This is a genomic window from Polaromonas sp. DSP2-3-2b2 (assembly GCF_049895905.1).
GTDB lineage: Bacteria > Pseudomonadota > Gammaproteobacteria > Burkholderiales > Burkholderiaceae_C > Polaromonas.
In genome coordinates this window covers 222,706-249,082 of record NZ_JAFCTH010000001.1, presented here as the reverse complement: position 1 = coordinate 249,082, position 26,377 = coordinate 222,706, and the positions used below count along the sequence as shown (strand labels likewise).

Here is a 26,377-nt window from a genome sequence, read left to right as displayed (position 1 = left end):
TCGCAGCTGCCTGAGACCCATCGAACGCTATTTCCTGAGAATTGATCCCACCCCATGAGCACACCTGTTTTCACCGTTGCCGACATCCGCAAGACCTTCCTCGACTTCTTCGCCTCCAAGGGTCATACCGTCGTGCCGTCCAGCTCGCTGGTGCCGGGCAACGACCCGACGCTGATGTTCACCAACTCGGGCATGGTCCAGTTCAAGGACGTGTTCCTGGGCACCGACAAGCGCCCGTATGTGCGCGCCACCTCGGTGCAGGCCTGCCTGCGCGCCGGCGGCAAGCACAACGACCTGGAAAACGTCGGCTACACCGCGCGCCACCACACCTTTTTCGAGATGCTGGGCAACTGGAGCTTTGGCGACTACTTCAAGCGCGAGTCGCTGAAATGGGCCTGGGAATTGCTGACCGAGGTGTACAAGCTGCCTGCCGACCGCCTGCTGGCCACGGTCTATGAAGAAGACGACGAAGCCTACGACATCTGGACCAAGGAAATCGGCTTGCCACCCGAGCGCGTGATCCGCATTGGCGACAACAAGGGCGGGCGCTACAAGTCCGACAACTTCTGGATGATGGCCGACACCGGCCCGTGCGGCCCGTGCTCGGAAATCTTCTACGACCATGGCGACCACATCCCCGGCGGCCCGCCGGGCAGCCCGGACGAAGACGGCGACCGCTTCATCGAGATCTGGAACAACGTGTTCATGCAGTTCAACATGGACGAAACTGGCTCGGTCACGCCGCTGCCGGCTCCTTGTGTCGATACCGGCATGGGGCTGGAGCGCCTGGCCGCCATCCTGCAGCATGTCCACAGCAACTACGAAATCGACATTTTCGACGTGCTGGTCAAGGCCGCCGCCCGCGAAACCGGCGAGGCTGACCTGGGCCACAAGAGCCTGCGCGTGATTGCCGACCACATCCGCGCCACGTCCTTCCTGGTGAGCGACGGCGTGAACCCGTCGAACGAAGGACGCGGCTATGTGCAGCGCCGCATCATCCGCCGCGCGATTCGCCACGGCTATCTGCTGGGCAAGAAGACGCCGTTCTTCCACAAGCTGGTGGCCGACCTGGCCGGGCTGATGGGCGATGCGTATCCGCGCCTGGCGGCCGATGCGCCGCGCATCACCGCCGTGCTCAAGGCCGAGGAAGAGCGCTTTTTCGAGACGCTGGAAACCGGCATGCAGATTCTGGACGCCGCGCTGGCCGATGGCGTCAAGGTGCTGCCGGGCGAAGTCGCCTTCAAGCTGCACGACACCTATGGCTTTCCGCTGGACTTGTCGGCCGACGTGTGCCGCGAGCGTGGCCTGAGCGTGGACGAGCTTGGCTTTGCCGTGGCCATGAACCAACAAAAAGCCCAGGCCAGAGCCGCCGGCAAGTTCAAGATGGACAAGGCGCTCGACTACACCGGCACGGGCAACATTTTCACCGGCTACGAACACCTCGAAGAGACCTCAAAAATCATAGCTATCTATGCAGACGGCACCAGCGTGGCAGCCCTGAAAGCCGGTCAAGAAGGCGTGGTGGTGCTGGATTCGACGCCTTTCTATTCTGAAAGCGGCGGCCAGGCCGGCGACGAGGGCGAACTCATCAGCGGCTCGGCCCGCTTTGCTGTCAGCGACACGCTCAAGATCAAGGCCGATGTGTACGGCCACCACGGCACGCAGGCCGAAGGCACGCTGGCCGTGGGCGACCATGTGAATGCACGGGTCAATGCGGCCGTGCGCGCCGCCACGGTGCGCAACCACAGCGCGACCCATTTGATGCACAAGGCCTTGCGCGAAGTGCTGGGCACCCATGTGCAGCAAAAGGGCAGCCTGGTCAATGCCGAACGCACGCGTTTTGACTTCGCGCACAACGCGCCCATGACCGACGCGCAGATCCGCGAGGTCGAAGCCCTGGTTAATGCCGAAATCCTCGCCAACATCGCCACCGACGCCAGCGAAATGGACATGGAAGCGGCCCAGCAATCGGGCGCGATGATGCTGTTCGGTGAAAAGTATGGCGACACCGTGCGTGTGCTTAGCATCGGCTCGAGCAAGGAACTGTGCGGCGGCACGCACGTCGGCCGCACCGGCGACATTGGCCTGTTCAAGATCGTGTCCGAAAGCGGCGTGGCCTCGGGCGTGCGCCGTGTCGAAGCCGTCACCGGCCAGAACGCGCTGGCCTATTTGCAGTCGCTCGAATCGACCGTGGAGTCGGCAGCTGGAACGCTCAAGGCCAGCCCGTCCGAGTTGCAGAATCGCATCGGCCAGGTGCTGGAGCAGGTCAGGTCGCTCGAAAAGGAGGTTGCCGCGCTCAAGGGCAAGCTCGCTTCATCGCAGGGCGACGAGCTGATGCTGCAAGCCGTCGATGTGAACGGTCTGAAGGTGCTGGCTGCCAGACTCGAAGGCGCCGATGCCAAGACGCTGCGCGAAACCATGGACAAGCTCAAGGACAAGCTGAAAACAGCCGTCATCGTGCTGGCGGCGGTCGATGGCAACAAGGTGCAGATTGCTGCCGGCGTGACCAGCGACAGTACGGGCAAGGTCAAGGCCGGCGAACTGGTCAACTTCGTGGCCAGCCAGGTTGGCGGCAAGGGCGGCGGCAAAGCCGACATGGCCATGGCCGGCGGCACCGACCCGTCCGGTCTGGAAGCGGCACTCAAGTCCGTGCAGTCCTGGGTCGCCGAACGCGTCTGAAATGCCTGAAACGGTTTGAGTAGTGGGTGCTGTCAGCTATCTATTTAGGGGCTTAGGAACCAGAGCTTATCGACAGCTAAGCTAAGTTCCTATCGTGATTCAGAAAAACCGGTATTTCAGGCATTCCAAAATCAGTGAAGCCAAATTCCGTCAAGTAATGCGCTATTTCGCCATGGACTTGACGGCCACCGATTGCGCCGAACTCAGCGGCGTGTCAGTGCGCTCAGTCAACACCATTTACCTGCGCGTGCGACGCCGCCTGGCCGAGCACTGCGAGCAGGTTTCACCGCTGGGCGGAGAACTCGAAGCCGATGAGTCGTACTTCGGTCCTCGCCGAGTGCGTGGCCTGCGGGGTCGGGGCGCGGGGGGCAAAACAGTGGTTTTTGGGCTGCTCAAGCGGGGCCAGAACGTATACACCGAGATCGTGCCCAACGCCTCCAAAGCCGTGCTTCAAGCCATCATCCGGGGCAAGGCCGATATTGCCAGCGTGATTCACACAGACCGCTGGCGCGGCTATGACGGCCTGGTCGATGTGGGCTTTGACAAACACTTGCGGGTCAACCACGGCAACAACGAGTTTGCTCGGGGCAGTGTTCACGTCAACGGCATCGAGAGCTTCTGGAGCTACGCCAAGCGTCGTCTGGTGCAGTTCAACGGCGTGCCCCGGCATACGTTCTATCTGCATCTGAAAGAGACGGAGTACCGCTTCAATCACCGCCATCAAAGCCTTTATCATGCCCTGCTGGCCTTGCTCAGAAGCAACCCGCTTTAATCGCCTCTGCTTCCTAAGCCCCTAAATATATAGCTGCTAGCGCTAGTCCCTATTGCGGATAAGGCCTATTTGATCATTATTTTCGAAGCGCGATGGTCAGCAGCAGCGACGAATCCTGCACCGCTGCCAGTGCATGGTCAACACCGCCTTCCAGCCAGACCAGCTGGCCCGCCTTCATCTGCCGCGTATGCCCGCCTGCCGTCAGGGCGATCGCGCCCTCCAGGCAGTGAATCGTGACTTCGCCCTTGACCCAGTGCGACGGCATGGTTTTGCCCGCCGGCATGACCAGGCGAATAACTTCGAGCTCATCGGTCTTGAACAAGGCGACATTGCGTGATTCGGACAGCTTGTTGCCCAGGGGCTGGACATCAACGAGTTGTCCGGGGGCGGCATGTGCAATGGCCATAGTGAAACTCCATGAAAGCGGCGGGAATGCCTTGAGGCGTTTTATACATCAGTGCCAGTTGCCGATACATGTGCAAGCGTTTACTGGCGTAGCAGGTGCGGTGATTGGAGGCGGCTCGAAGAAACCCAGGTAAAAGTGCTTTCAGCGCTTATGGCGTATGTGCAAGCAGCTATCAAAAAAAATCAATTGTGGCGGTTCTAAGCTTACCGCCCCGCCTCAAATCTCCAGGTTGTCGATCAGCCGGGTGTTGCCCAGCTTGGCCGCGCCCAGCACGACGAGCGGTTTGCCGGCCAGCAGGCCGTGCGGCGGCATCAGGTCGGCACGCCGGCGCACCGTCAGGTAGTCGGGCTTCCAGCCGCGCCGGGCCAGCGCCTGCATGGCCTGGGCTTCCAGCGCGGCCAGGTCGGGCAGGCCGGGTGCCGCGCGCGCGGCTTCGCCCAGCGCGCGCAAGGCTTGCGAAAGATGCACCGCTTCCTGGCGCTGCTCGGGTGTGAGGTAGCTGTTGCGCGATGACAGGGCCAGCCCGTCGTCGGCGCGCTGCGTCTCGCCGGCCAGAATCTCGATGGGCAATGCAAACTGTTGCACCATGCGGCGCACCACCATCACCTGCTGGTAGTCCTTCTTGCCGAAGGCCGCGACGCCGCCCGGCATGCCGGCAAAGACGCAGGAAAACAGCTTCATCACCACGGTGCTCACGCCAATGAAGAAACCGGGCCTGAAATGGCCCTCCAGGATGTCGCTCAGGTCGGTTGCCGGATGCACTTTGAAGGTTTGCGGCTCGGGATACAGGTCTTTCTCGCGCGGGGCGAACACCACGTCGCAGCCCGCCGACTCCAGCCGCTGGGCATCGGCATCGAGCGTGCGCGGGTAGCTGTCAAAGTCTTCGTGCGGAGCGAACTGCAGGCGGTTGACAAAAATGCTCGACACCGTCACGTCGCCCAGCGGCTTGGCCTGCTTGACGAGCGCGATATGGCCTTCGTGCAGATTGCCCATGGTGGGGATGAAGGCCGGGCGCCTGAAGCCGCTCAGCTGCTGGCGCAGTTCTGCAATGGTGTGGACGATGTGCATTTTTTATGTTCCCTGGAAAAGGCCTCGGGCGGCCGGTCTGGATGAAGGCGGGTTGAAAGCGTGAGCAAGCAGGTGCAGGGGCGGGCGGCTACCACGCGTGGGTGGCGTTCACCGGAAAGCTGCCGTCCTTCACGGCGCGCACATAGGCCTCCATGGCGCCGCGCACGCTGGGCGCGCCGTCCATGAAGTTGTGGACAAACTTGGCCATCTTGCCCAGGTTCATGCCCAGCATGTCGTGCAGCACCAGCACCTGGCCCGACGTGCCATTGCCCGCGCCAATGCCGATGGTCGGGCAGCGCGTGAGCAGTTGCGTGACCTCGGCCGACAGCGCCGCCGGCACCATTTCCAGCACCAGCATGGACGCGCCCGCATCCTGCAGCGCGCTGGCTTCGCGGCGCAGCAGCGCGGCCGATTCTTCGGTCTTGCCCTGCACGCGGTAGCCGCCCAGCGCATGCACGGTTTGCGGTGTCAGCCCGAGGTGGGCGCAGACCGGAATACCGCGCTCGACCAGAAAGCGCACGGTGTCCGTCGTCCAGCCGCCGCCCTCTAGCTTGACCATGTGCGCGCCGGCCTGCATCAGCACGACCGCGCTGCGCAGCGCCTGCTCTTTCGATTCATGGTAGCTGCCAAAGGGCAGGTCGCCAATCAGCCAGGCCGTGGCGTGCGCACGGCGCAGGCCGTTGGCCACGCATTCGGTGTGGTGGCGCATGGCCTCCAGCGTCACGCCGACTGTGCTGCTCAAGCCCTGGCAGACCATGCCGAGCGAGTCGCCCACCAGGATGCATTCGACGCCGGCGGCATCGGCCACGGCGGCAAAGGTGGCGTCGTAGGCGGTCAGCATGGTGATCTTGTCGCCGTGCATGTGCATTTCGCGCAGGCGCGGCAGGCTCATGGGCTTGCGCGCGGACGGCGTGGAGGCGGGTGGCAGCGTGCCGTAGGGCGTAGCGCCGGGCGATGCGGAAACGGGGGCGGCTGCGTTGTCTGAAATCATGGGCACTCTCCTGAATGAGCGGGAGTTTAATCCGCTGGCAGGGTAATCAGGGCGGGTCTCAAGAGACGAGGCCCGCCCGGTACATCACGCCGCCTGCGGCGCCGCGCGTGTCATGCCCAGCCGCTTCAGCAGCTGGAGGTCGGCGTCGGTGTCGGGGTTGCCGGTGACCAGCAGTTTGTCGCCGTAGAAGATTGAATTGGCGCCAGCCAGAAAGCACAGTGCCTGCACCGCGTCGCCCATCTGCTGGCGTCCGGCCGACAGGCGCACGCGCGCCGTTGGCATGGTGATGCGCGCCACCGCAATGGTGCGGACAAACTCGAACGGGTCCAAGTCGGCCTGGTCCGCCAGCGGCGTACCTTCAACCTTGACCAGGTTGTTAATCGGCACCGATTCCGGGTAGGGCGTGAGGTTGGCCAGCTCGGCTACCAGGCCGGCGCGCTGGCGGCGGGTTTCGCCCATGCCGACAATGCCGCCGCAGCAGACCTTGACGCCAGCGCTGCGCACGCGCGCCAGCGTGTCGAGCCGGTCCTGGTACTGGCGCGTGGTGATGATGTCGCTGTAAAAATCAGGCGCGCTGTCGAGGTTGTGGTTGTAGTAGTCCAGGCCGGCGTCCTGCAGCGTTTGCGCCTGGCCGTCTTCGAGCATGCCCAGCGTGGCGCAGGTTTCCAGCCCCAGCGCCTTGACGGTGCGGATCAGCTCGGCGACTTTTTCAATGTCGCGCTCCTTGGGCGAGCGCCAGGCCGCGCCCATGCAAAAGCGCGTGGCGCCGGCGGCTTGCGCCAGCTTGGCGGCGGCCAGCACTTCGGCCGGCTCCATCAGCTTGCTGGCCTCCACGCCGGTGTCGTAACGGGCGGCCTGCGGGCAGTAGCCGCAGTCCTCGGCGCAGCCGCCGGTCTTGACCGACAGCAGCGTGGCGAATTCAACGCGCGTGGGGTCGAAATTCTCGCGGTGCACGGTTTGCGCCTGGTGCATCAGTTCGGGAAAGGGCAGGTTGAACAGCGCTTCAATCGCGTCGATGCTCCAGCGTTCGTCGCCGGTTTTTGGCGCTGGCGAGGCAGGGGCGCGGTGCAGGGTGATGGTCTGTTCTACAGCGGTGGACATGGAAGAATTCCTTGGTTCGAAATGGTTGTGAGGTCTGGTTGAAAAGGGCGTCATCCCGCTGTCAACGGGAGGCCCTGGCCAATACGGCCACGGCGTCGATCAACAAGTCGATATCGGCCTCGGTATGCGCCGCTGACAAGGCAATACGCAGGCGCGCCGTGCCTTCGGGCACGGTCGGCGGTCGAATCGCGGGCACCCAGATGCCGCCCAGGCGCAGGCCCTCCATCGCCGCCAGGGCCTCGTCGTTGCGGCCGATCAACAGCGGCTGGATGGCGGTTTGCGAGTCGGACAGCCGCCAGTGGCTGCCCCGCAGGCCGGCCGTCAAGCCGCTGCGCAGGCGCGCAATGAGGCGCTGCAAATGTGCGCGCCGCCAATCGTCCTGCTCAATAATTTGTAAGCTTGCGCGCAAGGCGCTTGCCAGCATCGCCGGGGCGGCGGTGGCGAAGGTGTAGCTGCGGGTTTTTTGCAGCAGCCATTCGACAAGCGCGTCGTCGCCCGCCACAAAGGCGCCCGCCACGCCAGCGGCCTTGCCCAGCGTGGCCATGTAGAGCACGCGGCAAGATGCGTGGGCGCCATGCAGGCCCGCCGCCGCCAGGCTTCCACGGCCTTGCGGACCCAGCACGCCAAAGCCGTGCGCATCGTCGAGCAGCAGCAGGGCGTCGTGGCGCTCGCACAGCGCCAGCAGGCCGGCAATGTCCGCGCTGTCGCCGTCCATGCTGAACACCGCATCGCTGATGACTAGCTTACGGCGGGCGACGCTTTGCGCCATTTCGCGGTCCAGCGCGGCCAGGTCGGCGTGCGCGTAGCGGTGAACCTCGGCGCGCGCGAGCCGGGCGCCGTCAATCAGGCAGGCATGGTTCAGCGCGTCCGAAAAAATCGCGTCGCCGGCGCCCACCAGCGCCGGAATGATGCCGATGTTGGTGGCGTAACCGGCATAGAAATACAGCGCGCGCTCCAGGCCCACAAAGGCGGCCAGTTCGTGCTCCAGCGCCGCGTTGGCGGCGCTGTGGCCGCTGACCAGCGGCGAGCCGCCCGATCCCACGCCACAGGCATTGGCCGCGTCGCAGGCCGCCCGCACCAGCGCCGGATGCGTGGCCAGGCCGAGGTAGTCGTTGCTGCAAAAGGCCAGCATGATTTGCCCGTTCACCTTCAGGCGGGCGCCGCCGTCGGGCGTGACCACCCGGCGCTGGCGGCGCAGGTGGGCAGCGTCGAGTTCCTTGATGCGGGCCGGAAATTCGTCAAGCCAGGAAGTTGTCATAGAAGCCATGGCTTTATTGCCACGCAGCAGGAAGCTGAAAAGCCACAGCGCGCGGATCAGGCGCGGACTGGTGGGGAATGCTGGCGATCAGGGGCGCCTGGAGCCGCTGGCGCAAAAAGGCGATGTTGTCTTCCTGCGCCAGCATGGCGGGATCGACGTGATTGGCGACCCAGCCGGCCAGTGTGAGCCCCCGGGCGCGAATCGCTTCGGCGGTCAACAGCGCATGGTTCAGGCAGCCGAGCCGCAGGCCGACCACCAGCACCACCGGCAGGCCCAGTGCCTGCGCCAGGTCGGCGCCGGTTTCGGTCGCCGAGAGCGGCACCTGAAAGCCGCCCGCGCCCTCGACCACCACGGCGTCGGCCAGCGTCGCCAGCACGCGGTGACAGGCGACCAGGTGGGCAATGTCGATCTGCACGCCGGCGCGCGCGGCGGCGATGTGCGGCGACACCGGGTCGGGCAGCAGCACCGGGTTGTCTAGTTCGGGCGGCACGGCCAGGCTGGAGGCGGCGCGCAGGGCCAGCACATCGTCGTTGGCGGGCACGCCGTTGATGCACTGCGTTCCCGCCGCCACCGGCTTCATGCCAACCACCCGCGCATGGTGTTTCGACAAGGCGTGCAGCAAGGCGGCGCTGACCAGCGTCTTGCCTACGCCGGTGTCGGTGCCGGTGACAAACAGGGACAGCGTTTCAGGCGTGGATGGGATCAAGCGCGTCATGTTTCCGCCAGCGTGGCCTCAAGCGCCGCCAGTGCGCCGTGCGCCAGATGGGCCGCCGTGCCTGCATCCATCGCATAGGGCGGCATGGCGTACAGCGTGTGACCAATCGGGCGCAGCACGACGCCGTGCGCCAGGGCGTGCCGGGCATAGCGGCGCGCAAAGTGGGGCAGCGGTGCGTGGCCGACGGCCGTTTCATCAATGTCCCAGGCCCAGACCATGCCGAGCCGGCGCGCGTGCCGCACCGAGGGATGTTGCGTCAGCGGCGCAAACGCCAGGTCCAGCAGCAGCGCCAGTTCGGCGTTGCGCGCCAGCACGTCGGTTTGTTCAAACAATTCGAGCGTGGCCAGCGCAGCGCGGCAGGCTAGCGGGTTGCCGGTGTAGGAATGCGAATGCAAAAAGCCGCGCGCCATGTCGTCGTCGTAGAACGCGCCATAGACCGTGTCGGTGGTCAGCACCGCCGACAGCGGCAGGGTGCCGCCGGTCAGCCCTTTGGACAGGCAGATGAAGTCGGGCAGGATGCCGGCCTGCTGGTGCGCGAACATCGTTCCGGTGCGGCCAAAGCCGGTGGCGATTTCGTCGGCGATCAGGTGCACCTCGTAGCGGTCGCACAGCGCGCGCGCCTCGCGCAGGTAGGCGGCGTCGTACATCACCATGCCGGTGGCGCACTGCACCATCGGCTCGACGATCAGCGCGGCGGTCTGCGCATGGTGCTGCTCCAGCCAGTGTTGCAGGCCGGTGGCCGCGCGCCGGGCGGTATCGGCGGCGCTTTCGCCCGACTGGGCGTTTCGGGCATCGGGACTCGGCACGGTGGCGGCCAGCCGCACCAGCGGCGCGTAGGCTTCGCGGAAAATTGCGATGTCGGTCACGGCCAGCGCGCCCACGGTTTCGCCGTGGTAGCCGCCGGCCAGGCCGATGAAGCGGCATTTTTCCGGACGGCCAGTGTTGCGCCAGTAATGCGCGCTCATCTTCAGCGCAATTTCAGTGGCGCTGGCGCCGTCGCTGCCGTAGAAGGCATGGCCCAGGCCGGTCAGCATGCCCAGCCGCTCCGACAGCTCGACCACCGGCTGGTGCGTGAAACCCGCCAGCATCACGTGGTCGAGCCGGTCCAGCTGGTCAACCAGTGCGGCCTTGATGTGCGGGTGGTTGTGGCCAAACAGGTTGACCCACCAGGAGCTGATGCCGTCAAGGTAACGCTTGCCCTCAAAGTCGTACAGCCACACGCCTTCGGCCCGGGCAATCGGCACCGGGGGTTGCGACTCGTGCAGCTTCATCTGCGTGCACGGGTGCCACACATGGCGCAGGCTGCGCGCGATCATTGACGGGTTGTCCATCCGGGGCTCCTGGGTGGGCAGCTGGGTCAAGCCATCTGCACCGGGATGGTCGAGCGCTCTTCCTGGATGCGGTTGTCCGGGGTGACGAACACCAGCTTGGGCTGGAATCCCGCCACTTCCTTTTCTTCAAGCTGGGCAAAGGCGGCAATGATGACCAGGTCGCCCACGGCTGCGCGCCGCGCCGCCGAGCCATTGACCGAGATGATGCGGCTGCCGCGTTCGGCGCGTATCGCGTAGGTGATGAAGCGCTCGCCGTTGTTGATGTTCCAGATGTGGACCTGTTCGTTCTCGCCCAGGTTGGCGGCGTCCAGCAGGTCTTCGTCGATGGCGCACGAGCCTTCGTAGTTCAGCTCGCAGTGGGTCACGGCGGCGCGGTGGATTTTCGATTTGAGCAGGGTTCTGAACATGGAGGATGGCAGGAGTAAAGTTAAGCGATCAAAAAAACCGCAAAAGACGTGCTGGCAGGTATTTGCTGCAATGCCCATCGCCATGGGGCTGTACGCTTTGGGCGGGAAATACAGTATTTTTTAATTAATAATTATTTTAATACACCGCTTTGTGCAAGCTTTTACCTGAAATGTTTATGAAAAAGTCGTTTGTTTTCGATGCCGAGGTGCTGGCCTTGCTGGCTAGGTCCGATGTCATGCGCGCGCTGGCCGAGGATGTGGGCGCCGGCGATTTGACGGCCGCCCTGATTGACCCGACAAGCCAGGCGTCCGCTCATGTGCTGGCCCGCGAAAGCGCGGTGCTTTGCGGCACGGCCTGGTTCGAGTCGGCGCTCAGGCAGCTTGATCCCGAGGCCGCCGTGGTCTGGCATGTGCGCGACGGCGAGCGTTGCGCGCCCAATCAGGTGGTGGTTGAAATGCGCGGCCAGGCCCGGGCGCTGCTGTCGGCCGAACGCACGGCGCTCAATTTCCTGCAACTGCTGAGCGCCGTGGCCACCAAGACGGCCACGTATGTCGCCGAGGTCGAGGGCACGAAGGCGCGCATCGTCGATACCCGCAAGACGCTGCCGGGCCTGCGCCTGGCGCAAAAATACGCGGTGCTGACTGGAGGCGGCACCAACCACCGGGTCGGCCTGTACGACGCGGTGCTGATCAAGGAAAACCACATTGCAGCCGCCGGCGGCATTGCGCAGGTACTGCAGCAAGCCGCAAAAATCGCCGCGCAGGCTGATTTTGTCGAGATCGAGGTGGAAACGCTGGCGCAGCTGCATGAAGCGCTGGACGCCGGTGCGACGATGGTTCTGCTCGACAACATGAATTTACCCACGCTGCGCGAAGCCGTGCGCCTCAACGCCGGGCGGGCGGTGCTGGAGATTTCAGGCGGCGTCACGCTGGCCGGCCTGCGCGAGCTGGCCGAGACCGGCGTGGACCGCATTTCCATCGGCACCTTGACCAAGGATGTGCAGGCCATAGATTTTTCGATGCGCTTTGATGCGCCGCAAGGAGGAAATTGATGAGTGCCGTTTTGTCCCGCATTGACGTCAATTACGAGCAGCCTTTGACGCCCGGCGCGGGCGCCTGCTCGACCCGCCACGCCTGGGCGCGCGTGCCGGTCGAGCCGTCTCAAGCCGAGCGCACCGCGCTGAAAGACCGCATCCGCAGCCTGCTCAAAGCCAAAAACGCCGTCATGGTGTCGCATTACTACGTCCATCCCGACCTGCAGGACCTGGCCGAGGAAACCGGCGGCATCGTCTCGGATTCGCTCGAAATGGCGCGCTTCGGCCGCGACCACGCCGCGCAGACGCTGGTGGTGTCGGGCGTGCGCTTCATGGGCGAAACCGCCAAGATCCTGTCGCCCGAAAAGCGCGTGCTGATGCCCGACCTGGACGCCACCTGCTCGCTCGACCTGGGCTGCCCGATTGACGAGTTCAGCGCCTTTTGTGACGAGCATCCCGACCGCGCGGTGGTGGTCTATGCCAACACCAGCGCAGCGGTCAAGGCGCGGGCCGACTGGGTGGTCACGTCGAGCTGCGCGCTGGACATCGTGCGTGCGCTGAAGGAACAAGGCCAGAAAATCCTCTGGGCGCCCGACCGGCACCTGGGCGGCTATATCCAGGTTGAGACCGGCGCCGACATGGTGATGTGGAACGGCGCCTGCATCGTGCACGACGAATTCAAGGCCTTCGAGTTGCAGGCGCTGATGAAGGAGCACCCGCTGGCCAAGGTGCTGGTGCATCCCGAGTCGCCCGCCGACGTGGTGGCGCTGGCCGATACGGTCGGCTCGACCTCGGCCATCCTGAAGGCCGCGCGAGATATGGACGCGCCCGAGTTCATCGTCGCCACCGACAACGGCATGATGCACAAGCTGCGCACGCTCAACCCCGGCAAGGTCTTCATCGAAGCGCCCACAGCCGGCAACAGCGCCACCTGCAAAAGCTGCGCGCATTGCCCGTGGATGGCGATGAACTCTCTAGCCGGGCTGGCGCAGGTGCTGGAAACCGGAAGCAATGAAGTCCACATCGACCCGGCGCTCGGCCTGCACGCGCGCCTGCCGATTGACCGCATGCTGGCCTTCACGGCGGCGCTCAGGAACGGCCAGCCGACCGCCGGGCTGGTGCCCCATATCGGCGCAGCATAAGCACGTGGAACTCCTGTTTTAATAGCTGCTTGCGCATACCAGGCAAGCGCAGAAGGCTGATTTGACCATTATTTCCGCACGCATCGACTTTTCCGATCCGCAGGACAGCGCCGCGCCGCGCCTGCGCCATGCCTTTGGCATGCCGCGCGCCGTGCTGGTGGCGCATGAACCGCACGAGGTGCGCGCCGTGCTCGATGCGGTTCAGGCCGCTGCGGAGCAGGGATGCTGGTGCGTTGGCTTTGTGCGCTATGAAGCCGCCCCGGCTTTTGACGCCGCGCTGATCGTGCATCCCGCCGATGGCCCGCTGGCCTGGTTTGCCGTGCATGACGTGCCCTTGCCCTGGCCTGAAGATGACAGCGCCGCAGCCGCCCGCGTCGAATGGCTCGACACCTGCCCGCGTCCGGCGTTTGGCGCGGCCGTGGCGCACATCCAGCAAGCCATTGCCGCCGGCGAGCTGTACCAGGTGAACCTGACCGCGCCGCTGCGGGGCGAGTGGTTTGGCGAACCCGAAGCGGGCGCGGCGCAAGCCCTGTTCGCCGCGCTGCAGCGCGCCCAGCCGGGCGGCTACGCGGCCTTCATCGACACCGGCGATGAACAGCTGCTGTCGGTGTCGCCCGAACTGTTTTTCGACTGGCGGGAGGGCAGCATCCTGGCCCGGCCCATGAAAGGCACGGCCGCGCGCGGCGCCACGCTGCCAGCCGACGCCGCGCAGGCCGACGCCCTGCGCGCATCGCCCAAGGAACGCGCCGAAAACGTCATGATCGTCGACCTGCTGCGCAACGACATTTCGCGCATCGCCGAGCCTTTCAGCGTGCGGGTGCCCGTTTTGTTCCACGCCGAGGCGCTGCCCACCGTGTGGCAGATGACGTCAGACGTGCAGGCGAGAACCCGCGCCGGCACCACGCTGGCCGACGTGTTCGGCGCGCTGTTTCCCTGCGGCTCGGTCACCGGCGCGCCCAAGGTGCGCGCCATGCAGATGATCCGCGCGCTGGAAGCCGGGCCGCGCGGCGTGTACTGCGGCGCGATTGGCGTGGTGCGGCCGAGTGAGCCAGGTGAGCCGGGGCAGGGCATCCACGCCACCTTCAACGTGCCGATTCGCACCGTCACCGTCAAGTCGGGCGTGCTGCGCTGCGGTATTGGCAGCGGTATCACGTCTAGCGCAATGCCTGACGCCGAATGGCAGGAATGGCGCAACAAACGACAATTTCTGGAGCGCGCCAGCATGCCGTTCGACCTTCTGGAAACCCTGGCGCTGGACGGCGGCCAGCTGCGCCACGCCGCCGAGCACCTGGAGCGACTGGCCAGCGCTGCCGCGCATTTCGGCTACGCGTGGAATGCGGTCCAGGTCGAAAGCTGCCTGCGCGAACTGGCGCAAGCGCACGTGCAAGGCTTGTGGCGCGTGCGCCTGCTCCTCAATGCGCAGGGCCGGCCACGCGCCGAAGCGTTTGCCATGGACGCATCGCCCGATCAGGTTCGCCTGCAATTGGCCGACCGTCCGTTGCTGGAAGCCCACGGCGAGTTCGTGCGCTTCAAGACCACCCACCGCGCGCATTACGACGCCTTCACGCCCATCGCGCCCGGCGTGTTCGACACCGTGCTCTGGAACGCAGAAGGCGAAATCACCGAATGCACGCGCGGCAACGTGGCGATGCTGATCAATGGTCGCTGGGTCACGCCGCCGCTGGTCTGCGGCCTGTTGTCCGGTATCGGCCGGGCGCTGGCGCTGCGCGAGGGCCAGCTGGTCGAATCGGTGGTGCGGCTGGACGATGTGCCGCGCGTGCAGGGCTGGGCGTTCTTGAACAGCCTGCGCGGGTGGATTGGGGCAGAGATGGTTTGATCTGGTTTTGGGGTATTTGGAGGCTCAATGGTGCGTCCGCCAAGGCTGGGCCGCTGAGCGCACAGGCCTCAAATCGGTGAATGTCAAGCGAGTTGTCGCCTGTGATAACTTTTTAAAGCCTCAAGTGCACCTCCTAAGGTCGGGATGACCGAAACGCCTCTGGGTACTTTCTCAATTCTGGCAACACCTGCACCACCGGCCCAGACCTCAATGTCTCCAGGACAAAGCATGCGCAACTCTCGCAGGACGGAACCAAATTTCTTTCGCGGAAATGCCAGACTGAATGACAGGCAAACAATATCGACCTGATACGCCTGACTTGCCGACGCTATTTCTCCCAAGGGAAGCTGCGCGCCCAGCGCGATACAGGTCGCGCCTTCGAGCGTCATCAAACCTTCAATCATCAGCAGACCCAAAGTATGCAATTCACCGGTAGCCGTAGTGAGCAGGATGCGCGGCGACCCTGCCGAACTGGTGTGGACTGAGAGACCTTTTCGGACCAACGCCTGCACGGTTTCAGTGTAGAGATGCTCATCCTTGATGGAAATGTCACCGTTAACCCACGCATTACCAACTGCCGTGTTCAGGGCCGGCATGGCGTTTTGGATGAAATCGCGTAATCCGCGCCGCACAATTTCACCGTGGAGTTGATCCTTTAGCAAACCGGGATCATGGGCCTGCAGCCATTGCACAACGCATCCCATTTCAACGGAGATTGGCCGCTGAACGACTGGGAGGCCGTGGGTTGCGATGAGCTCTTTCAAATGCACTTCGTCCAGCGGTACGATTTTTCCGGGCCGCATACCTTCTTCCAACAGTGTTTTGATGAGTTTGAGACGCCTGGTGTGCTCAATCCGGTACAGACGCACACCAGCACCATTCCTGTCAGGGATTGGAAATCCATAGCGTTCTTCCCATTTCCTCAAGACTTCCTTGGCGATTCCTGTCTCCTCAGAGACGGCGGAAATAGTCAAATAGGTGTTTTTTCATTTTTTGTCCTAGCTAAAATAGCTATAGGTAGTTACCATTAGTAGTACAAAATATTTAAAGTTACAAAAAACTGAGGTGGTCAGTTCTTTAAATCAAGATGCCCTGCCGCCTAGACCTAAAGAGACGAAGTCAAATAGCGCTAGATGCCCGCGCACCAGCCATGAAAAAACCGCACCGAAGGTATTCAAGCAAGGTAGCGAAGGGTAAGGAAACTATGAATTTTTGACACCACAAGTGCGCAGAGCCGACAGGGTGAATAAAAACCCCAAGGCTACAGCGCTCCAAAAGGGAGGTTTTGATCTTGTGCAGATCATCGTTCCCCTCATTGACATGCGCATCAAGCGCAGTCTGATATTTTGAAATTGCCCCTGAAATCCTGAAACAAAAAGACCGATGAATAACAACCAGCCCGTCACGCAGCGCGACTATCCGTTTTCGGACGGAGTGACGTTGATGTCCACGACCGATACACAAAGTCACATCACTTATGCCAATGCGGCATTCATTGAAGTCAGTGGATTCAGTCGTGAAGAAATCATGGGTCTACCTCATAACACTGTCCGGCACCCGGACATGCCAGCCGAGGCCTTTGCCGACATGTGGGCCACACTCAAGGCGGGCGAGTCGTGGACGGCGCTGGTCAAGAACCGGCGCAAGAACGGAGACCACTATTGGGTTCGGGCAAACGCAACCCCTGTTCAGCGAGCTGGCGTGGTCACCGGCTACATGTCGGTGCGCACGAAACCCGAGGCACATGAAGTGAGCGCAGCCGAAGACCTATACCGGCGACTTCGCGAGGGACGCGCGCGCGGACTTACCTTTCACAAAGGCATCATTGTCAGAAAAGGATTGATGGCTTGGGCCTCGCTGTTTCAGGTGATGCCGGTCCGCTGGCGTATCCGGCTGGCCGCAGCGCTGATGGTGGCGATACCGGGGGTTGCCGCTCTGGGGGGCGGAGTCTCTGGCGTACCGTTGGCGGTGTTGACAGTGGGCCTGCTTGCGGGCGCTTTGCTCGGCACCAAGCTGCTGGTGATGCAGGTGGCATCCCCGCTGGCGGCCATCCTGGAGCAGGCTCAAAAAGTTGCCAGCGGGCAAGCTGGCAGCAACATTAATCTAAACCGAGTTGATGAAATCGGCATGTTGTTGCGCGCTGTCAACCAAGCAGGTCTGAACCTGCGGGCTCTGGTGGATGATGTGGGCGAGCGAGCAATGAGCGTGTCCATGGCCAGCAATGAAATTGCCCAGGGCAACCTTGATCTGTCTTCCCGCACCGAGCAGCAGGCCAGTTCGCTTGAAGAAACCGCCGCTTCGATGGAGGAACTCACCTCCACCGTCAAGCAAAACGCCGACAACGCCCGCCAGGCCAACCAGCTGGCGGTCTCGGCCTCGGGCGTGGCCGTCAAGGGCGGCCATGTCGTGTCCCAGGTGGTGCAGACCATGGGCGCCATCAACACCTCTTCCAGAAAGATCATGGACATCATCGGCGTGATCGACGGCATCGCCTTTCAGACCAACATCCTGGCCTTGAATGCGGCGGTGGAAGCGGCCCGGGCCGGTGAGCAGGGACGCGGCTTTGCGGTGGTGGCGGCGGAGGTCCGAAACCTGGCTCAGCGCTCGGCGGCGGCGGCCAAGGAGATCAAGACCTTGATCGGCGACTCCATGGACAAGGTTGAGGACGGCGGCAAGCAGGTCGTGGAAGCGGGCAAGACGATGGACGAGATCGTGGACAGCGTCAAGCGCGTGACCGACATCATGGCCGAGATCACTGCAGCGAGCCAGGAGCAGACCTCAGGTATCGAGCAGATCAACCAGGCGATCACGCAGATGGACCAGGTGACGCAGCAAAACGCCGCGCTGGTGGAAGAGGCGGCGGCGGCCGCGCAGTCACTGCAGGAGCAGGCCACCGAGTTGTTGGATGGGGTCAATGTGTACAAGTCGGACAACGGGAAACCCCACCACTTGACTGCACCCCAGCGCAGGCCAAGTGTCAAACGTCCGGGGCCGGGGCAACCGCCACCAGCCAGGCACGGCATTGCTGCACGCCACTATCAGCCTCTGGCCAGTGCCAGGCCACTGGCTTGTGGCGGGGACTGGGAAACCTTTTAAAGGTGACTGATTACCCCACGGTTTGAATGTTCGTGGGGCAGAACGCAAACAAACCTCATCACCAGGCGCCGGTCAGCAACTGGCGGAAAAACGGGGTTCAAGCAAGTCCGGCCCTCTATCAGTAATAAGAAAGAACCATGCTCTTTACCTCCATCGACCGCCGTGATCCGGAAAGCAACGACCGGGGCAACGCGGCAGAACTTTTGGCAGGCGTGTTGCACTCAGCCATGGATGCGATCATCACAGTCGACGGTCAGCAAAGAATAGTTGCTTACAACCATGCAGCCGAGGAAATATTCGGCTGGCCCAGCCTGGAAGTTGTGGGTCAACCCCTCGAAAAACTGATTCCCGTGCATTTTCGCCAAGCGCATGCCCAGCATGTCGAGCGGTACGGCAACACCGGCGTGTCCTCCCGGCGCATGGGCATTAACAGGGTGGTCTATGGGCTGCGCCGTAACGGCGAAGAGTTTCCCTTGGACGCCTCGATCTCACTGCTCGACACGCCCCAAGGCAAGCTGTTCACAGTGATTATTCGCGACGTTACAGAAATGCATCGGCTGCAGCACGAGCAGGCGAGAAATGAAGCCCAGTTGCGCGAGAGCCACCGCAGGCTCCAGGTGGCGCAGCGCGTGGCGCGCATCGCCTACTGGCAGATCGACCTCGCTACTCAGCGAATGTGGTGGTGCGATGAGGCCCACCACATGATGGGCCTGGAGCGTGCCATGCTTAACGGTACCTTTAATGAATTTCTCCAACGAATCCATCCGGACGACCGCCAGGCGTTTGTACTCGAGCGCGACGCTGCCGTTCTGGCTGGCATGCCGCTGGAAGCCGAGTTCCGGGTCATCACGTCGTGCGACAAAGTGCGATGGATTCAACTGCTCGGTTGGGTTGAAGACAACGGGTCGGATGATATAACCCATCGCCGCACCGGCATAGTGAGGGAGATCACGAACCGCAAGCGTTCCGAACAGGTCATTACCCGTCAGGTCGACTTGCTCAACCGCACCGGGGCTCTGGCCAGGGTGGGCGGCTGGGAAATGGATATGCAGACCAAGGCGCCGTACTACTCTGAAGAGATTTACCATATCCATGAGCTTGACGCCTCGATGGGGGGCACAGGGCTTGAAGATCCTGTGAGTTTTTACGCGCCTGAGGCTCAGCCTGTTGTCAAGGCTGCGATAAAAGCCGCGCTTCAAAATGCCACCCCCTGGGATTTGGAACTGCCGCTGATCACAGCAAAAGGGCAGCAGATTTGGGTGCGCACCCAGGGCCGTGCCACGCTGGAGAACGGCAAGGTGGTGCGTCTTTTCGGCGTTTTGCAAGACATCACGGAAATCAAGGTGACCGAGATGGCTCTGCGTCTGTCAAATCAGGAACTCCAAGCTTTTTCGTATTCGGTTTCTCATGATTTACGCTCACCGCTCAGCACCATTAGCGGATACAGCAATTTGCTGGCCAAAGACCTGGCTGGCAACGCGAGTGAAAAGGCACAGCGCTACTTGGCAAGTATCCAGGCCAGTGCGGCACAGATAGAGCAAACGATTGAAGTCCTGTTGGCACTCGCCCAGGTGTCGCAGACGCTGATGCGTAGCGAGACCGTAGACCTGTCGCTGATGGCCCGCAGTATTCTGGACGAGCGCCAGGCGCGCGAACCTGAGCGCCAGGTTACAACTCACATTGAAAGCGGCCTGCAGGCGTATGGCGATGCACGGCTCCTCAGGGTGGTGATGGAAAACCTGCTGGAAAATGCGTGGAAGTTTAGCTCGCAAAAAATCCAGGCCCAGATCAGGGTTGGCCAACAATCAGAACCTGGAAAACCACCTGTCTTTTTCGTGCGTGACAATGGCATTGGCTTTGACATGGCCTATGCAGATCAGCTGTTCAAGCCGTTCCAGCGTTTGCATGCAGTCTCGGAGTTTCCGGGGACGGGCATTGGACTGACCACCGTCAGTCGCGTCATCCGACGGCAAGGCGGAAAAATATGGGCTGAATCGACACCCGGGTGCGGGGCGAGTTTTTACTTTACTTTGCCCAGTTGATATTTAAAGGACAAATATTGTTCACAGATACAACGTGATACCACTCATCATAAAAACACCGCTTCCGCCAGACAGTCAATAGAAGTGGTCCTCACGGCCACAGGGCAATTACATTTACTCCCGAGCCTGAAGGTCTAGGAGTGATTCTCTGTAATCGGTGAGGCGGTCAGCGGTTTTGCGGCGGCTGCGCAAACTGCGTTTGGGATACTGCTGGTTCTGACGCAGCAGCGTCAGGGCGAACTTTCGCATGGTCGAGAGATTGCGCGGCAAATGCCCTGTGCGCACCCGGCACTCATCCTCGCGAAACGTGACATCGAGCACCCAGTGCAGGCGGTTTTCAACTCCCCAGTGGCCCCTGGCTGCCTCGGCCAGCGCCTGGGCTGATGAAACGCCTTTGGAGCCAATGTAGAACGTGTGCTCCACCGAGACCTTGCCCTTGATCTGGCGCTGGCGCTGGCGCTGGCGCTCGACCATACCAACGCCTGCAAGGTTTTCCCAGTCATCGCGCAGCGACGGCTCCATCCAGTCGAGCTTGCCCACCCACACATGGCGCCGCGTCTCAATGCGCCCGTGGTCTTTTTCCAGCGTCTCGAAGCGGCTCACTGCCAAGCTGCCAAAGCCGTGCCTCTGGCCCTCGGCGTAGAGCTCCGCCACGCTATCGAAGAGCGTGCCCTGATTGGCCTTGAGCGCCAGCAGGTAGTGACCGCCTTGTACAACGATCTTCTCGGCGATTTCCGTCTGACAGCCTATGGCATCGATGGTCACGGTGCAATCCTTGAGTGTGAGCGCCTCCAGCAGCGCCTTGATGGCCACAATCTCGTGGTCCTTTCCCCGCGTGCCCTCCTGGCCCAGGCACAAGTCGCTTTGTGTCGCAAAGGCACTGACCATGTGCAGCGCCGTTTTCGCGCCATCGCGCGAGCCGCACAGCGTTTTGCCATCCAGGGCAATCACGCCTTTGACATGGCCCGCAATGCCTCGTATTCAGCGGCGAAAGCATTGCTCAAAAACCTCTGCGTCCAACAGGCGAAAGACGCGCCCGAACGTGTCGTGCGAAGGTGTTCCCTGCTCCAGGACCAGGTATTTTTTGAGCCAGCCTTCGTTGTCGCTGGCCCACTCAGTGATGTCTACCCAGTTGTCCGCTCCGCACAGCACGGCGCTCAGCGTCATCACGATCATCTCCTTGAGATCATGGCGCTGTGCAGGACCGGTGCGTGGATCGGGCAGTATCGAGAAAGCTTGAATCAGCATCAGGTTCACTTGCAATGAAAAATGCTTGAGTGAACACCAGTTTTTGTCCTTTCCGCTCAAATTTCTTCAAATGCAACTGCCCTGGCCCTGGCACCACACGCCGCATGGCAGGCGTAATGACCCTCAGGGAAACCTAATTTACCTTGGGGCCCTAGACTTATCTCGCAGTACGGGCGATGGCTAAGCTGAATGGTTTTGATCGTAATCCGCTCCATCAAGCGCACGTGCTGTTTTCCTACGTCAGCCTGACCTAGGTTTTCAATCATTGTTGAAGGATTTTTACATGCACGACATCATTGATACAGCCGTAGCCGCCGGTACTTTCAAGACCCTGGCAACCGCCGTCACCGCCGCTGGCCTGGTGGACACACTGAAGGGCACGGGCCCTTTCACCGTGTTTGCGCCAAGCGACGAAGCCTTCGCCAAGTTGCCTGCCGGCACGGTGGAAAGCCTGCTAAATGACATTCCCAAGCTCAAGGCCATCCTCACATACCACGTGGTGGCTGGCAAAGTGATGGCCGCTGACGTGATGACGATGGACGGCAAAACCGCCGCCACCGTCAACGGCAAGCTGCTGAAAATCAGCACCACCGGCGGCGTGAAACTCAATGGCAATGTCAACGTCGTGACGACTGACATTGAGTGCACGAACGGTGTGATCCACGTCATCGACGCGGTGCTGCTGCCTGCGGCCTGATCCACCAGGATGACTTTCAGGGCCGGTAAAGGCCAGTGAAATTCACAGCTCGCAAACACCAGTTTGCGAGCTGTTTTCATTGCTGGCAGCTGCTTCACAAACCCGTCGAACGATGTCATCAAAGATGCGAAATGCTGGGCGTTTGCCGTGCCTGAACGTCATTTTTTTTTGATAGCAGCTTGCGCACGTCCATCAAGCGCGAAATGCCGATTCGACCGCTTATTTTTGTATTCAAACAGCCTGCGCAGGTGGCCGGTTGCTGCGCAGATGCCGCTATGGCTTGAGAGCAGAGTCGCTGGCGGGCTAGCGCTGTTTTTACCAGCGCTACGAAAAAGTTTTGCGCCGCCGACCTGCGCAGATGCATGGCATCGAAGTCGTTGATGGATGCGCCGCTGGCGTCTTCCCTGGCCTTACAGTCTGGATGCGCCGACGTGGACACGACGGTAAATGACCGCCCTTTCTTTTGCAGGCATCGTCCAGCAGCTCGGGCTGTCCATAGCTCAGGCCATGGAGGCTGCCGGCAGTATTGCGCGGACCGTCGCCGGAGGCGCTGAACACCAGCGGATTCAGCTCAATCAGGTTGGCGCGCAAGGCTCAAACCCTGCCGTCATTCCCGCGCAGCCGGCAATGCAGAAGGGGGCGGTGCGCCTGGAACGTACCGGACTGGATCCCGTCAGCGCTGCCATGACGGACGATTTTTTCAGGTCAGGACAAAACCGCTCTGGACACAATATCTTTTGCTGGCTAAACACCATCAGGCGCTTGCCAGAAAAGTTTCTGCTTTCAGTACTTCCAGAAAAAGCGGTCATCGATCTGTCCCGTCGCGCTCAGGTACTTGAGCTGCTTGAGCCGGGTGAAGGGCCGCGCATTGAAAGTCGCGTCGTCGATTGCGATGCGTTCGTACACATCGTGCAGTTGCTGCGCGCCCTTGCGTGCGTCCCAGGCGCAGTGAAAGCCGTGCAGCTTTTCGTGGATCTTGGCAAAGCTGACGCGGTAGCTGCGGTTGTCGGCGCTGGAATCGCCAAAGCTCAGTTCGCAGCCCGGATAGACGTTGGCCACGATCTGCGCGATTTCGCGCACCTGGTAGTTGTCTTCGTCATGGCCGACGTTGAAAATCTCGTTGTGGATTGCATCCTGCGGCGCTTCCAGCGCGCTGGCCACGGCCTGGCAGATGTCGAGCACATGCACCAGCGGCCGCCACGGCGTGCCGTCGCTGGTCATGACGATCTTGCCGGTGGTCGCGGCAATGCCGCACAGGTTGTTCAGCACGATGTCAAAACGCATGCGCGGCGAGGCGCCGTAGGCGGTCGCGTTGCGCAGGAAGGTCGGCGAGAAGTCGCTCGATGCCATGGCCATCACGTCGCGCTCGACCAGCGTCTTGCATTTGGCGTAAGCCGTCTGCGGATTGGTCGGCGACAGCTCGGTCATCGGCTCGTCGCCGTTGGCCACGCCATAGACGCTGCATGAGGAGGTGTAGACAAAGCGCTTGGCGCCGGCCGCCTTGGCAAGTTCGGCCAGCCGCACCGAGGCCTGGTGGTTGATCTGGAAGGTGAGTTCCGGAACGTTCTCGCCCAGCGGGTCGTTCGACAGTTCGGCCAGGTGAACGACGGCGTCGATGCCTTCAAGGTCTGCAGCCTGGATGTTGCGGATGTCGCGGTTGATGGTGCGGGGGAATCCCGGAACCAGCTTGCTGTCGCTGAACAGCCAGCCGTCGCGGTAGTAGCCGGTGTCCAGGCCGACGATTTCATGGCCGCGTGCCTGAAGAAAGGGGGCGAGCAGGCAGCCGATGTAGCCTTCGACGCCAGTGACGAGCAGTTTCATTTAGTTGACTCCTGAAGTGGTTTTTGAATGTTCGGGGAAAAAGCGCGCCATCTGTTCGCGCCAGAGCTGGTCGCACAAACGGTTTTGCGGCAGTTCGACATCGTCGAAGGTCAGCAGCGCGTCCTTGGGCACGTCGCGCTTCAGGGTGCAGCCTTCGGCCAGGCCGATGGGCAGCAGGTTCTCGGCCCGGGCGATGTCGGCGTTTTCAGCCAGGCCGTAGGTCATGTAGCCGCCCAGCCCATCGATTTGCTCGCCCGCCTTCAGGTCGATCTTGGCGGTGGCCAGCACCTCGACGCAGGGCGCGCCCAGCGGGGCCAGCGCCGCGTCCTGGAACAGCACGGCCCGCGCGACGGTGTTGGGCACCTCGAAATGGCACAGGTGGTAGGGCGTGTAGAAGCAGTAAAGTGGTCCGTTGCCCAGCTTGTAGAGCGACAAATAATGCTTTTGCTGCGGATGGTCGTGCGTGCCCAGCACGAACACGCCGGGGCCGGGCATGGCGCCGACCACATAGTCCACGATGCCCGGGCCTTCAAGCATCGCTTCGAGCGGGTAGCGTTCGCCGACCTCCTGAATCGGCGTGCCGGCTGGTACGGTGGGGCCGAACATGCCGCGCTGGCCGACCCGCATGCCGGTGCCGTTGGCGACGATGGCGTTTTCAAACGAGATCTTGGTGCCGTCGGCGAACGACGTGACCATGGCCGGGTTTTGTCCCCATTGCCGGGCAAAGCCTTCCTGCGTGGTCGGGTTGCGGTAGGGGTCGTGCAGGCCCTTGATGTTGCCGCACATCACCGGCTTGACGCCGATGCCGCGAACGAAGCGGTACAGGTTCATCATCACGCCCGGCTGGTCGCCGTCGGCGGTGGTCAGCACCACGCCGGCGCGGTCGGCGTAGGTCTTGAGGATCGGACCAATGGTGCCGTCGATCTCGGCATTCATCAGCACCACATGCTTGCGGTGGGCAATCGCTTCGAGCGTCACGCGGGCGGCATGCTCGATGGTGCCGGTGACTTCGATGATCGCATCGATGCCGGCGGCGCGGCAAAGCAGCATCGCGTCCTCGGTGATGGCCGGCACGCCGGACTCGATGGCCAGCTCCAGCTGCATGACGGTTTCAACCACGCGAACGCCCGAGACATCGGCCTCGCGGTAGGCGCGCCTGGCGCCTTCGAGCGTGCGGTTGGCGATGGCGGCAACGCGCATGCCCGGCACCGACAGGGCAATCTGCAGCGCCACGCCGCGCGCCATGAAGCCGGCGCCGACCAGCCCGACGCGGATGGGTTTGCCTTCGCGTGCCCGCTGCTGCAGGGCGGTGTCAATGATGATCATGCTGAGACTCCTTCGGCCGCGAAGGCGGGCCAGTTGCGGTCCTTGTCGGACATGTCAATCACCGGCACCGGCCAGGTGATGGCAAACGCCGGGTCGTCGTGGCGGGCGCCGCGTTCGGCCTGCGGCGTGTAGAAGGCAGACACCTGATAAGTGACGGCCGCATCGTCCGTCAGCGTGACAAAGCCGTGGGCAAAGCCCTTGGGCACCAGCAGCATGCGGCCGTTGGCTTCGCTCAGCTCCACGCCGATCCACTGGCAGTAGGTGGGCGAATCAAGGCGCAGATCGACAATCGCGTCCCAGATCGCGCCCTGCACGCAGCGCACCAGCTTGTCTTCGGCATGCGGCGCCATCTGGTAGTGCATGCCGCGCAGGGTGCCTGCCCGGCGTGTCAGCGACATGTTGGTCTGCACCATGCGGGTCGGCAGGCCGTTGGCCTCGAACTCGCGCTCGCAGTAGGTGCGGCCAAAATAGCCGCGAGCGTCCTCGCGCCGCTCCATATCGACAATGCATGCTCCCGGCAGCGCCGTCTTGGTGAAAATCATGGGGTTACCTTGAAAAAACAAATGTGAAAAAATTTCGGGTGCCTGCGCTCACCAGGTTTTCCAGGGCGCCTTGTCCGAAGCCCACAGGGATTCGAGCGTCTGCTTGTCGCGCAGCGTGTCCATTGGCTGCCAGAAACCTTCGTGGCGAAAGGCAGCCATCTGGTTGTTGGCGGCCAGGTGCTCCATGGGGCCGCGCTCCCAGATGGTGTCGTCGCCTTCGATCAGTTCGACCACCGTGCGGTCGAGCACGAAAAAACCGCCGTTGATCCAGGCGCCGTCGCCGCCCGGCTTTTCCTTGAAGCTCGGCACCAGCGCGCTGTCGGCATGCAGGTTGAAGGCGCCAAAGCGGCCGGGCGGCTGCACTGCCGTGACGGTGGCCAGCACGCCCTGCTCGCGGTGAAAGGCGATCAGCTTGGTGATGTCCACGTCGCTGACGCCGTCGCCGTAGGTGCAGCAAAACGGCCCGTCCTCAAGATAGCGCGCCGCGCGCCGGATGCGCCCGCCGGTCATGGTGTCCAGCCCGGTATCGACCAGTGTGACCTTCCACGGCTCGGTCGAGGTGCGCAGCATGGTTGTGGTGCTGTCGCGCATGTCAAAGGTGATGTCCGCGCCGTCCATGGCGTAGTCGCGGAAGAACTGCTTGATCAGGTGGCCCTTGTAGCCGCAGCAGATCACGAAGTCGTTCACGCCGTGGGCCATGTACATCTTCATGATGTGCCAGATGATCGGCCTGCCGCCAATCTCGACCATCGGCTTGGGGCGGACGGCGCTTTCTTCGCTGATGCGCGTTCCGAGTCCGCCGGCCAGAATGATTGCCTGCATGTTGATTTCCCTTTTATTGTTGATTGGTTGATGTTGTTCCAA

General features: G+C 62.5%; 23 protein-coding genes. 8 read left to right on the top strand and 15 right to left on the bottom strand.

The features are described 5' to 3' along the window. Positions 1-54 precede the first annotated feature (54 nt). Positions 55-2,679, top strand: a complete 2,625-nt coding sequence (gene alaS / locus ACP7AD_RS01185; protein WP_426146836.1) for an alanine--tRNA ligase — start codon at positions 55-57, stop codon at positions 2,677-2,679. A 94-nt stretch (positions 2,680-2,773) separates the two neighbouring features. Continuing rightward, positions 2,774-3,451 (top strand): IS1595 family transposase, encoded by a 678-nt coding sequence (locus ACP7AD_RS01180; RefSeq protein WP_426165941.1) that lies wholly within the window; start codon positions 2,774-2,776, stop codon positions 3,449-3,451. A gap of 76 nt (positions 3,452-3,527) precedes the next feature. Here ACP7AD_RS01180 and ACP7AD_RS01175 read toward each other — a convergent pair whose 3' ends face one another. The 8 genes from ACP7AD_RS01175 to panD form a co-directional block, all read right to left on the bottom strand. Next, positions 3,528-3,857, bottom strand: coding sequence for a cupin domain-containing protein (locus ACP7AD_RS01175; RefSeq protein ID WP_426145246.1), 330 nt, complete (start codon positions 3,855-3,857; stop codon positions 3,528-3,530). Between the two features lie 216 nt (positions 3,858-4,073). Beyond that, the gene (panC, locus tag ACP7AD_RS01170) at positions 4,074-4,925 is read right to left on the bottom strand and encodes a pantoate--beta-alanine ligase (protein ID WP_426145244.1); all 852 of its coding nucleotides are present in this window, start codon (positions 4,923-4,925) and stop codon (positions 4,074-4,076) included. Between the two features lie 88 nt (positions 4,926-5,013). Then, complete coding sequence (gene panB, locus ACP7AD_RS01165; RefSeq protein ID WP_426145242.1) at positions 5,014-5,916, bottom strand: 3-methyl-2-oxobutanoate hydroxymethyltransferase; 903 nt, start codon at positions 5,914-5,916, stop codon at positions 5,014-5,016. 84 nt (positions 5,917-6,000) lie between these two features. Further along, positions 6,001-7,071: a biotin synthase BioB gene (gene bioB, locus ACP7AD_RS01160; RefSeq protein ID WP_426145241.1), complete on the bottom strand. Its 1,071-nt coding sequence runs from the start codon at positions 7,069-7,071 to the stop codon at positions 6,001-6,003. A gap of 7 nt (positions 7,072-7,078) precedes the next feature. Then, positions 7,079-8,275 (bottom strand): 8-amino-7-oxononanoate synthase, encoded by a 1,197-nt coding sequence (gene bioF / locus ACP7AD_RS01155; protein WP_426145240.1) that lies wholly within the window; start codon positions 8,273-8,275, stop codon positions 7,079-7,081. A 13-nt stretch (positions 8,276-8,288) separates the two neighbouring features. Next, the gene (gene bioD / locus ACP7AD_RS01150) at positions 8,289-8,990 is read right to left on the bottom strand and encodes a dethiobiotin synthase (protein WP_426145238.1); all 702 of its coding nucleotides are present in this window, start codon (positions 8,988-8,990) and stop codon (positions 8,289-8,291) included. Continuing rightward, positions 8,987-10,321, bottom strand: a complete 1,335-nt coding sequence (bioA, locus tag ACP7AD_RS01145) for an adenosylmethionine--8-amino-7-oxononanoate transaminase (RefSeq protein WP_426145236.1) — start codon at positions 10,319-10,321, stop codon at positions 8,987-8,989. Before bioA ends, bioD begins: the two co-directional genes overlap by 4 nt. A 26-nt stretch (positions 10,322-10,347) precedes the next feature. Next, a complete protein-coding gene (panD, locus tag ACP7AD_RS01140; protein ID WP_426145234.1) occupies positions 10,348-10,728 on the bottom strand; it encodes an aspartate 1-decarboxylase in 381 nt (126 codons plus the stop codon). 176 nt (positions 10,729-10,904) lie between these two features. On the opposite strand from panD, the gene nadC reads away from it, so the two are divergent. The 3 genes from nadC to ACP7AD_RS01125 all read left to right on the top strand — a co-directional run bounded on the left by nadC (position 10,905) and on the right by ACP7AD_RS01125 (position 14,741). Continuing rightward, positions 10,905-11,780 carry a carboxylating nicotinate-nucleotide diphosphorylase gene (nadC, locus tag ACP7AD_RS01135; protein WP_426145233.1) on the top strand — a complete coding sequence of 292 codons (876 nt, stop codon included), beginning with the start codon at positions 10,905-10,907 and terminating at the stop codon, positions 11,778-11,780. Further along, positions 11,780-12,904, top strand: a complete 1,125-nt coding sequence (nadA, locus tag ACP7AD_RS01130) for a quinolinate synthase NadA (RefSeq protein ID WP_426145231.1) — start codon at positions 11,780-11,782, stop codon at positions 12,902-12,904. The genes nadC and nadA overlap by 1 nt, the downstream gene beginning before the upstream one ends. Positions 12,905-12,965: 61 nt before the next feature. Then, a complete protein-coding gene (locus ACP7AD_RS01125; RefSeq protein ID WP_426145230.1) occupies positions 12,966-14,741 on the top strand; it encodes a chorismate-binding protein in 1,776 nt (591 codons plus the stop codon). Positions 14,742-14,824: 83 nt separating this feature from the next. On the opposite strand, the gene ACP7AD_RS01120 is transcribed toward ACP7AD_RS01125, so the two are convergent. Next, a complete protein-coding gene (locus ACP7AD_RS01120; RefSeq protein ID WP_426145228.1) occupies positions 14,825-15,715 on the bottom strand; it encodes a MerR family transcriptional regulator in 891 nt (296 codons plus the stop codon). Between the two features lie 409 nt (positions 15,716-16,124). On the opposite strand from ACP7AD_RS01120, the gene ACP7AD_RS01115 reads away from it, so the two are divergent. After that, positions 16,125-17,837 (top strand): methyl-accepting chemotaxis protein, encoded by a 1,713-nt coding sequence (locus ACP7AD_RS01115; protein WP_426145227.1) that lies wholly within the window; start codon positions 16,125-16,127, stop codon positions 17,835-17,837. 137 nt (positions 17,838-17,974) lie between these two features. Then, a complete protein-coding gene (locus ACP7AD_RS01110; RefSeq protein ID WP_426145225.1) occupies positions 17,975-19,879 on the top strand; it encodes a PAS domain S-box protein in 1,905 nt (634 codons plus the stop codon). Between the two features lie 114 nt (positions 19,880-19,993). Here the strand turns inward: ACP7AD_RS01110 and ACP7AD_RS01105 are convergent, their stop codons facing one another. Both ACP7AD_RS01105 and ACP7AD_RS01100 read right to left on the bottom strand, forming a co-directional pair. Then, positions 19,994-20,830 (bottom strand): ISAs1 family transposase, encoded by an 837-nt coding sequence (locus ACP7AD_RS01105; protein WP_426145224.1) that lies wholly within the window; start codon positions 20,828-20,830, stop codon positions 19,994-19,996. A 30-nt stretch (positions 20,831-20,860) separates the two neighbouring features. Then, positions 20,861-21,127 (bottom strand): transposase family protein, encoded by a 267-nt coding sequence (locus tag ACP7AD_RS01100; RefSeq protein WP_426145223.1) that lies wholly within the window; start codon positions 21,125-21,127, stop codon positions 20,861-20,863. 283 nt (positions 21,128-21,410) lie between these two features. On the opposite strand from ACP7AD_RS01100, the gene ACP7AD_RS01095 reads away from it, so the two are divergent. Then, entirely contained in the window at positions 21,411-21,824 is a 414-nt protein-coding gene (locus ACP7AD_RS01095; RefSeq protein ID WP_426145221.1) for a fasciclin domain-containing protein, read from the top strand. Between the two features lie 783 nt (positions 21,825-22,607). On the opposite strand, the gene ACP7AD_RS01090 is transcribed toward ACP7AD_RS01095, so the two are convergent. From ACP7AD_RS01090 to rfbF, 4 genes are read right to left on the bottom strand one after another with little or no spacing between them, the layout of a single operon-like run. Further along, on the bottom strand, positions 22,608-23,645 hold the full coding sequence (locus ACP7AD_RS01090) for an NAD-dependent epimerase/dehydratase family protein (protein ID WP_426145219.1): 1,038 nt from the start codon (positions 23,643-23,645) through the stop codon (positions 22,608-22,610). Further along, positions 23,646-24,971, bottom strand: a complete 1,326-nt coding sequence (locus ACP7AD_RS01085; protein WP_426145218.1) for an NAD(P)H-dependent oxidoreductase — start codon at positions 24,969-24,971, stop codon at positions 23,646-23,648. Further along, positions 24,968-25,513, bottom strand: coding sequence for a dTDP-4-dehydrorhamnose 3,5-epimerase (rfbC, locus tag ACP7AD_RS01080; RefSeq protein ID WP_426145216.1), 546 nt, complete (start codon positions 25,511-25,513; stop codon positions 24,968-24,970). Before rfbC ends, ACP7AD_RS01085 begins: the two co-directional genes overlap by 4 nt. A gap of 48 nt (positions 25,514-25,561) precedes the next feature. Beyond that, positions 25,562-26,335: a glucose-1-phosphate cytidylyltransferase gene (gene rfbF, locus ACP7AD_RS01075; protein ID WP_426145215.1), complete on the bottom strand. Its 774-nt coding sequence runs from the start codon at positions 26,333-26,335 to the stop codon at positions 25,562-25,564. Positions 26,336-26,377: the final 42 nt, after the last annotated feature.